This window comes from Spirulina sp. 06S082 (assembly GCF_034932145.1).
Taxonomy (GTDB): Bacteria; Cyanobacteriota; Cyanobacteriia; order Cyanobacteriales; family Spirulinaceae; genus CCY15215.
The window spans coordinates 1-9,341 of record NZ_JAYGHV010000062.1 but is presented as its reverse complement, the minus strand read 5'-3'; the positions used below and the strand labels follow the sequence as shown (position 1 = coordinate 9,341).

Sequence of the window (9,341 nt, the reverse complement as noted above, 5' to 3'; positions counted from 1 at the left end):
TGCAAGCATTGCAACCCTACTCCTAAACCCAACTGTAGGGGGATTTAGGGGGCTAATGCGTAAGTCCTAAAGATGTGAAGTTTTAAGCAAAATTACCCCATTGGGAACGAAAGGCTGTTCAAATTGCTCCTAAGAGCGACTAATTTCCTCAAGATATAAATCATAAGTACAAAAGGCAGGTTTTTCCTGTTCGATTACCTTGCGAACGAGTTTCTCATCTAGGGGGCGATCGCCAGGATAGCGCAGACAAACGATGAAGTGGAAAGGCTGTCCGCCGCCCATAATGGTATCTTGTCCGATCCCCGCTTCTCCCACCACAAAACCCCGTCCTCCGAGTTCGAGAATACTAATATGTTTATCTTTCTCCTCGAGGTGTTCGTCTAAGGGCAAATCGGTAAACAGATGCAAATAATAGCGTAAACCCCGCCGGGTTCCTCGCCAACGATAAATCTCGATCGCCTTAGCAATTAAGTCCCGTTGTTTTTTCAGACTTAAGATAGGAGTCATTTCCCAGCCGACCCAATGGGCGAGAAAGGGAAGCATCGCTTCTGGAGCCGTGCGGGGATGCAGATAAGCCCAAAGGGTCGAAGCCGTATTAAAATCTGGCTCAAAGGCTTCTTCAAAAATTTTCAGCAGGCGACCGACAAAATCCACCTCTCGATAAAGATCCGGCAGATACTTCAAATAGAGGCTGCGAGGACGAATGAAGAGTTGAAAAGGGGCAAATTGTTGATAAATTTTACCCAATCTAGCCTCACCAGAATCCGTATCAGAGGAAAATTCATTATAGCTGACTTGAATTTGACCGCGATAATCTAAAACTAAGGGCTGTCCAATTTTATCGGGGGGAATATTCTCAAAGAAATTGCGATCGAGTTGGAAATAAAGGACAATTTCCATTTTTGTCCCTGGGGGTAATTCGTTCCCTTCACCCCTGACGCGATACCAATTGTTCGGAAAATTCCCTTCAACTTCCAAGTTTAAAGCCAAAGAATGGTGACTGATATTTTCTAACTGTACGAGTAGTTCGCAAGGTTCTCCAGGGTAGAGAACTAATTCACAAATTTTGTTTTCGACGGTCTTCATGCCGCCAAAGAAGCCAAGGCTGCTCGAGTCCGTCCAGGGCGTGTCAATGGGTTGACAAACATTTTCCGAGATTTGCAAGGGAGTCAGTTGCAATCGCAGGGGTTGGGTTTCGCTGGCTTGGGTCATTTTAATAATTAACGATCGATGCTCATTGTAGTAACTGATTGCAGTAACTTATTACAGTAAATTGATGACATGGTTGGAACGGATTTGACTGTCATACCAAGAACAGATGAGTCCGAGTGGACCTGGATCGATCGCGGGTTCTCGAGGAAGAATTCGCGCCCAATGATTGTCTTGGTAGCGAAATTCAAAAAGTTGAATAGTTCCTAAATAGCGCACGCCACGAATGGCTTGAAATAAGGTGACAATATCCGAAGAATAGACGGGACGACCAAAAGGCCAGCCTTCCCCATGGGGACCCCCAGTGAGAGGGTTGAGAAAGCGATAAAGGGCAACTTGCAGTTTGTGGAGAATGTCTTGTTGCGCCCCAGGATTGTTATATTCCGGTTCGAGGGCAATTTCAGTTTGCACGGATACCCCCACATATTCCGGTTCGCGACAGTGGATTTCCACCCCTAGCAAGCGCCGTTCGTCGAGGTAGGCTAAAACTTGGGTGAGTAAGGTGGGAGAGAGAGAAAAATTCTCTGGGGCAATTCCTTGTCCTTGTTCGATCGCCTTAAGGTCGAGTTGGGGAACAAGCACTAATTCGACAATACCCGCCGATTCTTTCTGGGTACTCGATAAACAGCGAGATCGGGCGATCGCCCCTCGTCCGGCTTGAATAGCAAGGGTTTCAAAGTCTTCGGCGGTGACAGCGCGATCGCGAGTTCGCAGCATTTTCGGCACCCGCATCACCGCCGAATCGAGGGATTCGGCATCGGCTCCATCTCTGGCGTTATCATAGTTGGTCAGTCGCGCCACATAAGGAACCGCAGACTTTAAAATGCGAATTGTTCCCGCTTGGACATTACCGCGTAAACCTCCCCCCGTTCGGTAGGACACCATCACGATCGAAGCACCCCGAGGGGGAATGGCTCCATATTGGTTTTCTCTGCCTCTGCTTTCCTCTTCTGGGTCTTCAGTTCGCCCGCGCAGATCTCGCCCCCCCACTAATGCTTGAGTGCGATCGCGCATTTGGTTGGGTTCGCGAATGAGGGGGCCAAACTGAATTTCTCCGGTGAGGGAATCGAGGGTATAGTGCAGGTCATGGATCTCCGATTCGGAAAAATCGTTCACTTCTTGCCATCTTTGCGGCATACTCCCTATCGGTGTGACCAGTAAATATTCTCCTTCTTCGCGAGGCAGAATGGGGGTACTTTGGAGTTGTAGAATTTGCCCGGCGGTACCGTCACTTTCTCCCAAAATTTCATTTCTGATACGGGTAGACTGGGTGGCGGTTACGGTGCCGCCGAGGGAACGAACGCTTAAACCAAAGATGCGGGGAGATTGTAGGTATTGGGGGCGATCGTGGTCGGCTTGGTCGCAAATACAGCGCAACCAGCGACCGCGATAGGTTCCGAAGGTTTCCACCAGCCAATTTTGGGGACAGTGCAGAATCACATCGGCACCCCGTAGGGGGTTGCCTCCGTTGCGGGTTATTTCACTAAAGCTGAAGCCTTGAGTGCGATCGTCTTTTTCTTGCAGGAGGACGGATTCCCATTGGTGTCCGTTCCATGCCTCCCAACGGCGAGGAGGGCGTTCGGGATCGATTCCGGTGGAGGTTGCTGCTTCGCCTTTGAAGGTGACGGCGATGACATTTCCAGTAATGGGGGGATCGGGGTCAAAGACGAGATAAAAACAATTGCCATCTTGGGGGCGTTCGTCAAAGAAGGAAAGTTCGACCCCTTCCCATTCTCCATCGGGGCGTAAAGACCAAGTGCCGCTAAAGCGATCGCGTAGAATGCGAGGGCGTTCTTCTACGGTTTGGGCGCTGAGAAAGTGGCGGATGCTGGGAATGCCAATGGCGAGGGGGCGATCGGTACTAAAAACCACTGCTTCTTCTGTGTCGGTGCGTTCGGTGGCCACTTCTACTCCCGCCGCGATCGTATAGGTTTCCGGTAAGGAAGCACTTAAATAAAGGGTAATATTAGTTTGGGCGGGTTTGGGAGGATTCAAGCGAATCCCCATCATTTCTAAGAAAGTAATATAGTTGCGTCTCGGTACTTGGTTGAACCGATAAAGCATTTGATCGGTTAGCCAGGCAAAAAGTTCGACCAGGGTAATACCAGGATCGCTGGCGTTATAGTTTGTCCATTCGGGACAGTAGCGGGGAATTCGTAGCAAGCATTCTTGGATCAGGTCTTCGTAGGCGCGATCGTCGAGATTGGCTTTGGGGAGTTTCGGTAAAAAGTTTAAATCCATTGTTTTTATTGGTTATTGAGTATTTGTTTATTAATGATTTTCATTATCCCTTGCCTGTTGCCTCTTGCCTCTTATTCATTGTCCCCCTGGAAGAAGATAAAAGGGATAAACGAGACTGCCGGAACTGTGAGTTTCTTTAGTGCTATAACGAATAATAATATTAATGCAACCGCGAACGGGGTCGGGTTCGGTATAAATTTCGTTGATATCGATGCGAGGTTCCCAGAGGGTGAGGGCTTCTTCGACGTAGAGACGGGTCATGAGTAAGGTTTTGGTATTCATCGGCGCAAAGACCAATTCAGAAAGCCGACAGCCGAATTTAGGACGATAAACCCGTTCGCCATGTCGGGTAGCGAGGATAATGCGAATGGATTCTTCAATATTCCGTTCGCTAGAACTGAGTTGTAAACTTCCTTGTACGTTACGCCGTAAGGGGAAAGAGAGACTCGTTCCCAGAAAGTCTTTATTTTTGCCTTGCTCTACTTCTGCCATTGTGCCAAGAACATCTGAGTTTTGCTGTCACTGTAGCGAAGGTTGACAGGAGATGACAATTCTACGAAAGTCGAGTTTTTGGCGATCGCCTTTCTGAATTCAGCGATAAGATGAAAAAATATATCCTCATCACATATTGTTCCGATTCGATGCGATTCAGTATATTTACTGATTGACTATTAATTTATTGTGGTTTACGATTGTGGGCAATAAAACCCACCAAGCCTCTGCCTGCAAGCTCAAATCGGCGGGTTACTTTTTATTTATTGTTAGTTTATTGTTATTTAAGGTAAATAATAGTTAACCAAAATATAGTCAGATATAAACAAGACATGGATTCCATTTCAGAAATCCCCTTCATTTTGGCTTTGAGAGATTAATTCTCCTTGGGTGAACTACGCACCTCTCTATCCCATAGCCCCTAAAGGCATTTGGGAATGCTTTTGTTCAATTGATGAGGGTTTTCTTCGAGTCTGCCATGCTCAACAAAAGGACAAAGCCCGGTTGATTAAAAGTTACAGCCTTGAAAACATCTATATCTCAATCAATCCTATCTAATTTACCAACTCCTGCTTTTTTGGCTGAGTTGGATAGACATAAGGATGACAATAATCTACCATAAATCACTCTGTTTGACTATATTTTTAGTTAAACTTTACAATACACTATATCTGGAACGGTTTGTTTTTCGATTGGGAAAATTTTATTTTTTCCTTTTGCCCGTATTGTTAGTTTTTCTTTAGCCAAAAATCAATTATTATGCTCCTACATTTAAGTACCTGGCCGGAAGTCGAAAGTTATTTAGGGCGATCGCAAGGGATTATTTTTCCCATTGGTTCGACGGAACAACACGGACCGACGGGGTTGATCGGTACTGATGCCATTTGTGCTGAGGCGATCGCCAAGGGAGTTGGGGAAGCAACGCGATCGCTGGTGGGTCCAACGATTAATGTAGGTATGGCACTGCACCACACAGCTTTTCCAGGATCGATTAGTTTGCGTCCGAGTATTCTAATTCAAGTGATTAATGATTATGTGACTTCTCTGGCGCGACACGGGTTTACACACTTCTTTTTTATTAATGGTCACGGGGGGAATATTGCCACTCTAAAGGCTGCTTTTTCGGAAACTTATTATCATTTGGCTAATTTGCAGATTCCCCATAGCGATCGCCTTCGCTGTCGGGTTGGTAATTGGTTTATGTGTGGTTCTGTGTATCGATTAGCAAAAGAACTTTACGGAAGTGAAGAAGGTTCTCATGCTACACCTAGCGAAGTTGCCCTCACTCAATATATTTACCCCGAAGCAATTAAAACGGCTCCGTTGTCTCCAGAAGTTGCCTCGGGTCATGGAATCTATGGTGCAGAAGATTTTCGTCGTTCCTATCCCGATGGACGTATGGGGTCAAATCCCGATTTAGCGACCCCAGAACATGGGCAGCAATTTTATGAGTTAGCCGTGAAAGAATTAAGCGATCGCTATTTGGAGTTTCTCGAAAAATAATACTATAATATAAAAATGTCAGCCAAAGATATTTTTCATCATGCCGTTCGTTCGGCTCTCGTTAAGGAAGGGTGGAAAATTAGCCACGATCCCCTAACAATTACTTCTGAGGATATAACATTTTTTGTCGATCTAGGAGGAGAATGTTTGATTACGGCTGAAAGAGACTCAAAAAAGATTGCGGTAGAAATCAAGAGTTTTTTAAGAGATTCAATGATGCCTGATTTTCATACTGCGATCGGCCAAGTTCTGAATTACCATTTAGCATTATCGAAAGTAGAACCAGAGCGAGTGTTATATTTGGCAATTCCGAATGATGTTTATGAAAGTTTCTTTAGCAAGCAGTTTGTTAAAAGAGCGATAAAACACCATCAAATTAAACTAATTGTATTCAATCCTGACACGGAGGAGGTCGTTCAATGGCTATAGATTATGGTGAATTAATCGAAAAAACTATACAAGAAAAAGCTAAATTATATGATTCTGTTCCGATTGAAACGATTTGCGATCGCGAGAAAAATCATTATCTTTTAGTGCAAGTGGGTTGGGTTAACAACCATTGGGTTTATGGTTGTTTATTTCATCTGGATATTATCGGTGGTAAAGTTTACATTCAACAAAACAATACAGAGATTTCTATTGCTAACGATTTGGTTAAATTGGGTGTTCCCAAAACAGACATTGTTTTAGGATTTCAATCTCCTTTTAAGCGTAAGTTTACGGAATATGCAGCGAGTTGATTAGTTTTGAGATCGATCGCTCTCTTTCAGTCTTGCAGTTCTGTTATCTTATCAAAGACAGAGGCAAGATTGTAAAATTTACTGAAGTTACAAATCAGGATAAAAACTATGGATTTCGCTAAGGCGATGTATCTGGGTGGGGATATAGTCCATGCACGCGATGAACGTCTTAATTACCAATCATATAAGGAGCTTGGTTTAGTCTGCCCTCATTGCAATCAGGAGATTTTACTCAGATGCGGTGAATGGAATCGACCTCATTTTGCTCATTTTAAAGCTACCAACTTAAGTTCTAGGTGTGAATTGAGAGTAGCAAATAGCTACGGTTATTCAGGCTGGTCGAGTTTCTTTTCACCAGAAGATAAAGGACAAAAAAGAAAAATATTTGAACAATATTTTCTAAAGATAATTGGTAGTGAACAAATAAAATTTGAAGAGAAAATTAATTTTGTTAAGAGCAAAATATTTGATTCTAATGCAGTAGATTTGATCATTCAATGTTCCGAATTTTTTTGCGAAAATAGATCGAGATTAATTACAGAATGTAGAGAAGTTGCTGGAAAACAGAATGAATTACTTCTTCGTTCATTAATTGCGGCTGAAGCCATTAAGTATTTATGTGTATCGTCTAGCATACATCTCCTCGAACAACTCATTTATTATAGCCTTTTTTGCTGTAATCCTGAACCAGGCAATTGGCGTAATTTTTTTAGGACAGTACAACTTATTCCAATTACCCAAAAAATCAAAGAAATAATATTAGAAACTCATTGGGAATCAGCAATTCCAAACTTAGTTTGGAAGAGAGCTTACAAACACCGTTCTAATAATCATCAAATTTTTGTACCTTCAAAAGGAATAGATAATATTAATGAAGAACAAATATATTGGCAATTAAAAAAGTATTTCTTTCCAGAAAATAAGCATTTTTCAGATAGTTTTATACTTGCACCTTTCGCCGAAAGGGTAAAACTACGCATTCAAAAACTTGATATTTTGTTACTTAAGGATGTTTTGGGGATTTATCCAATCACTAAAATTGCGAAAATCTCTGAAATTAAAAGCAAGATACATGAAAATGGACGGAAGAGAGTAACGATAAATATAAATTTCGTAATCGATCAAATATTTATGGACAAAATAACAAAAAAAATATCAGATAGTATATTCTCTTTTTACAAGAAAAACTTTATTTTGTTATTGAGAAAATATCTTAATTCATACAAAAAAGATAAAAAAACATTGTTAATCTTAGAATTTAATGAGAATAGTATGGTGAGCTTAGAAAACAAAATCAAAGCAATATATGCAGAACGTGAGAATCGTCGAATAGAAATCGAAAAGCAAAAAGAAAAAGAAAGAGCAGAAATCGAAAAGCAAAAAGAAAAAGAAAGAGCAGAAATCAAAAAGCAAAAAGAAAAAATTAAATTTGATTTGTTACAAATGAGTTTTAATCCACAATCTCGAAAGAGAGTTTCGTGCTTTTGTTGTAAAACACTATTAACAGAATGCAACTTAGTAAAACATATCTTCAAGGTTCACAAAAACGAATACGAGAAATTTTTGAAATAGAACTTGATATCTAAGATATGTAAGTGGTGAAAAACTAATACAGAGTAGTAGGGGTTTGGTCACCAAACCCCTACTATTTGTTTAAATGATCTTAATCTAGAATAAGCCCAAAGTTAAAGACTTATCTAAGGGGAAAATCGCCCCGGCACCCAACCAGAGAGTTACAGCCGTTCCAAATAAGAAAACAGCCGTCGCTAAAGGACGACGGAAAGGGTTTTGAAACTTGTTAACGTTTTCGATAAAAGGAATCAAGATTAAACCCAGGGGAACAGCAGCCATTCCCGCAATTCCTAACAGTTTATTCGGTAAAATCCGCAAAATCTGGAAGGTAGGATAGAGATACCATTCGGGTAAAATTTCCAACGGTGTTGCGAAAGGATTAGCAGGTTCGCCAACGGTTGCGGGGTCGAGAACGGCTAAACCAATACATAAAGCGATCGTTCCCATGATCACGATGGGGAATACATAAAGCAAATCATTCGGCCATGCGGGTTCGCCATAATAGTTATGACCCATGCCTTGAGCAAGTTTAGCACGCAGTTTGGGATCGCTTAGATCTGGCTTTTTGAGAGTTGACATGATAAAAACAGTCTCCTGAATTCACGAAATATTTTAATTGCGATCGCGAGTTCGCATTCAATCATAAAAAAAGGTACGGGCAAGATGCAATACTTTAAATTTCTTACCCGATCGCGCTTTCGTCCCGAGTTTAGAGGGGACCTGAAATACCTTGCTTGCGAATCATCAAGAAGTGAGCCAACATGAAGACCGCGATCGACCAAGGTAAAACGAAAGTATGCAAGCTGTAGAAGCGAGTTAAAGTTGCTTGTCCGACGGATACGCCCCCGCGCATGAGTTCAACTAATTGCGGTCCAACAACAGGAATCGCAGCAGGAACCCCAGAGACAATATTAACCGCCCAGAAACCCATTTGATCCCAAGGGAGAGAGTATCCAGTTACGCCAAAACTAACGGTAATCACTGCGAGAACAACTCCAGTGACCCAAGTTAATTCCCGAGGCTTTTTGAAACCGCCGGTAAGATAAACTCGGAAAACGTGAAGAATCATCATCAGCACCATCATGCTTGCAGACCAACGATGAACGGAACGAATCAGCCAGCCAAAGTTAACTTCAGTCATAAGATACTGAATGGAGTTAAAGGCTTCCGTCACCGTGGGTTTGTAGTAGAAGGTCATGGCGAAACCCGTGGCAAACTGGATGACGAAGCAAACCAACGTTACACCACCCAAACAGTAAAAAATATTGACGTGAGGGGGAACGTATTTACTGGCAATATCATCTTCGAGTGCCTGAATGTCCAAGCGTTCTTGAAACCACTGATAGGTTTTTGATTCTCTTGCTTGCTTAATAAACATGAAGTCCGAATTCCTTAAGGAAAAATGTTGTTTAGTCCAACGCTTACCACCCTGGGCAGGTTGAAAAAAATGAAAGAAGGATAAATGACAGGGGAGTGAAACCCCGATCGCAGAGGAGGAAGAATCCTTAAACTCCCCTTTAAAAAATGTAACACGACTTAATCAATTATCAGTCACCACATCCTCCAAATCCCCAACCCCCCAAC

9 protein-coding genes are annotated in these 9,341 nt (G+C 42.5%); 4 read left to right on the top strand and 5 right to left on the bottom strand.

All coding sequences use genetic code 11. The annotated features are described in order from the left end of the window. Positions 1 to 129 precede the first annotated feature (129 nt). From VB714_RS06330 to VB714_RS06320, 3 genes are all read right to left on the bottom strand, one after another. Complete coding sequence (locus tag VB714_RS06330) at positions 130 to 1,212, bottom strand: phage tail protein (RefSeq protein ID WP_323222277.1); 1,083 nt, start codon at positions 1,210 to 1,212, stop codon at positions 130 to 132. A gap of 51 nt (positions 1,213 to 1,263) precedes the next feature. Continuing rightward, positions 1,264 to 3,450 carry a putative baseplate assembly protein gene (locus VB714_RS06325; protein WP_323222275.1) on the bottom strand — a complete coding sequence of 729 codons (2,187 nt, stop codon included), beginning with the start codon at positions 3,448 to 3,450 and terminating at the stop codon, positions 1,264 to 1,266. A 75-nt stretch (positions 3,451 to 3,525) separates the two neighbouring features. Continuing rightward, a complete protein-coding gene (locus VB714_RS06320) occupies positions 3,526 to 3,942 on the bottom strand; it encodes a GPW/gp25 family protein (protein ID WP_323222273.1) in 417 nt (138 codons plus the stop codon). A gap of 759 nt (positions 3,943 to 4,701) precedes the next feature. On the opposite strand from VB714_RS06320, the gene VB714_RS06315 reads away from it, so the two are divergent. The 4 genes from VB714_RS06315 to VB714_RS06300 all read left to right on the top strand — a co-directional run bounded on the left by VB714_RS06315 (position 4,702) and on the right by VB714_RS06300 (position 7,757). Continuing rightward, on the top strand, positions 4,702 to 5,445 hold the full coding sequence (locus VB714_RS06315) for a creatininase family protein (protein ID WP_323222272.1): 744 nt from the start codon (positions 4,702 to 4,704) through the stop codon (positions 5,443 to 5,445). A gap of 15 nt (positions 5,446 to 5,460) precedes the next feature. Further along, entirely contained in the window at positions 5,461 to 5,874 is a 414-nt protein-coding gene (locus VB714_RS06310) for a XisH family protein (protein ID WP_323222271.1), read from the top strand. Next, positions 5,865 to 6,185 carry a XisI protein gene (locus VB714_RS06305; protein ID WP_323222270.1) on the top strand — a complete coding sequence of 107 codons (321 nt, stop codon included), beginning with the start codon at positions 5,865 to 5,867 and terminating at the stop codon, positions 6,183 to 6,185. The genes VB714_RS06310 and VB714_RS06305 overlap by 10 nt, the downstream gene beginning before the upstream one ends. Positions 6,186 to 6,293: 108 nt before the next feature. Then, positions 6,294 to 7,757 carry a hypothetical protein gene (locus VB714_RS06300; protein ID WP_323222269.1) on the top strand — a complete coding sequence of 488 codons (1,464 nt, stop codon included), beginning with the start codon at positions 6,294 to 6,296 and terminating at the stop codon, positions 7,755 to 7,757. Positions 7,758 to 7,853: 96 nt separating this feature from the next. Here VB714_RS06300 and petD read toward each other — a convergent pair whose 3' ends face one another. Beyond that, a complete protein-coding gene (gene petD, locus VB714_RS06295) occupies positions 7,854 to 8,336 on the bottom strand; it encodes a cytochrome b6-f complex subunit IV (protein ID WP_204105239.1) in 483 nt (160 codons plus the stop codon). A gap of 130 nt (positions 8,337 to 8,466) precedes the next feature. Next, entirely contained in the window at positions 8,467 to 9,135 is a 669-nt protein-coding gene (gene petB / locus VB714_RS06290) for a cytochrome b6 (RefSeq protein ID WP_204105238.1), read from the bottom strand. Positions 9,136 to 9,341: the final 206 nt, after the last annotated feature.

Excerpts from the sequence above, each read along its gene's own strand:
- VB714_RS06330 (WP_323222277.1), bottom strand. The coding sequence starts at position 1,212 with ATGACCCAAGCCAGCGAAACCCAACCCCTGCGATTGCAACTGACTCCC.
- VB714_RS06325 (WP_323222275.1), bottom strand. The coding sequence starts at position 3,450 with ATGGATTTAAACTTTTTACCGAAACTCCCCAAAGCCAATCTCGACGAT.
- VB714_RS06320 (WP_323222273.1), bottom strand. The coding sequence starts at position 3,942 with ATGGCAGAAGTAGAGCAAGGCAAAAATAAAGACTTTCTGGGAACGAGT.
- VB714_RS06315 (WP_323222272.1), top strand. The coding sequence starts at position 4,702 with ATGCTCCTACATTTAAGTACCTGGCCGGAAGTCGAAAGTTATTTAGGG.
- VB714_RS06310 (WP_323222271.1), top strand. The coding sequence starts at position 5,461 with ATGTCAGCCAAAGATATTTTTCATCATGCCGTTCGTTCGGCTCTCGTT.
- VB714_RS06305 (WP_323222270.1), top strand. The coding sequence starts at position 5,865 with ATGGCTATAGATTATGGTGAATTAATCGAAAAAACTATACAAGAAAAA.
- VB714_RS06300 (WP_323222269.1), top strand. The coding sequence starts at position 6,294 with ATGGATTTCGCTAAGGCGATGTATCTGGGTGGGGATATAGTCCATGCA.
- petD (WP_204105239.1), bottom strand. The coding sequence starts at position 8,336 with ATGTCAACTCTCAAAAAGCCAGATCTAAGCGATCCCAAACTGCGTGCT.
- petB (WP_204105238.1), bottom strand. The coding sequence starts at position 9,135 with ATGTTTATTAAGCAAGCAAGAGAATCAAAAACCTATCAGTGGTTTCAA.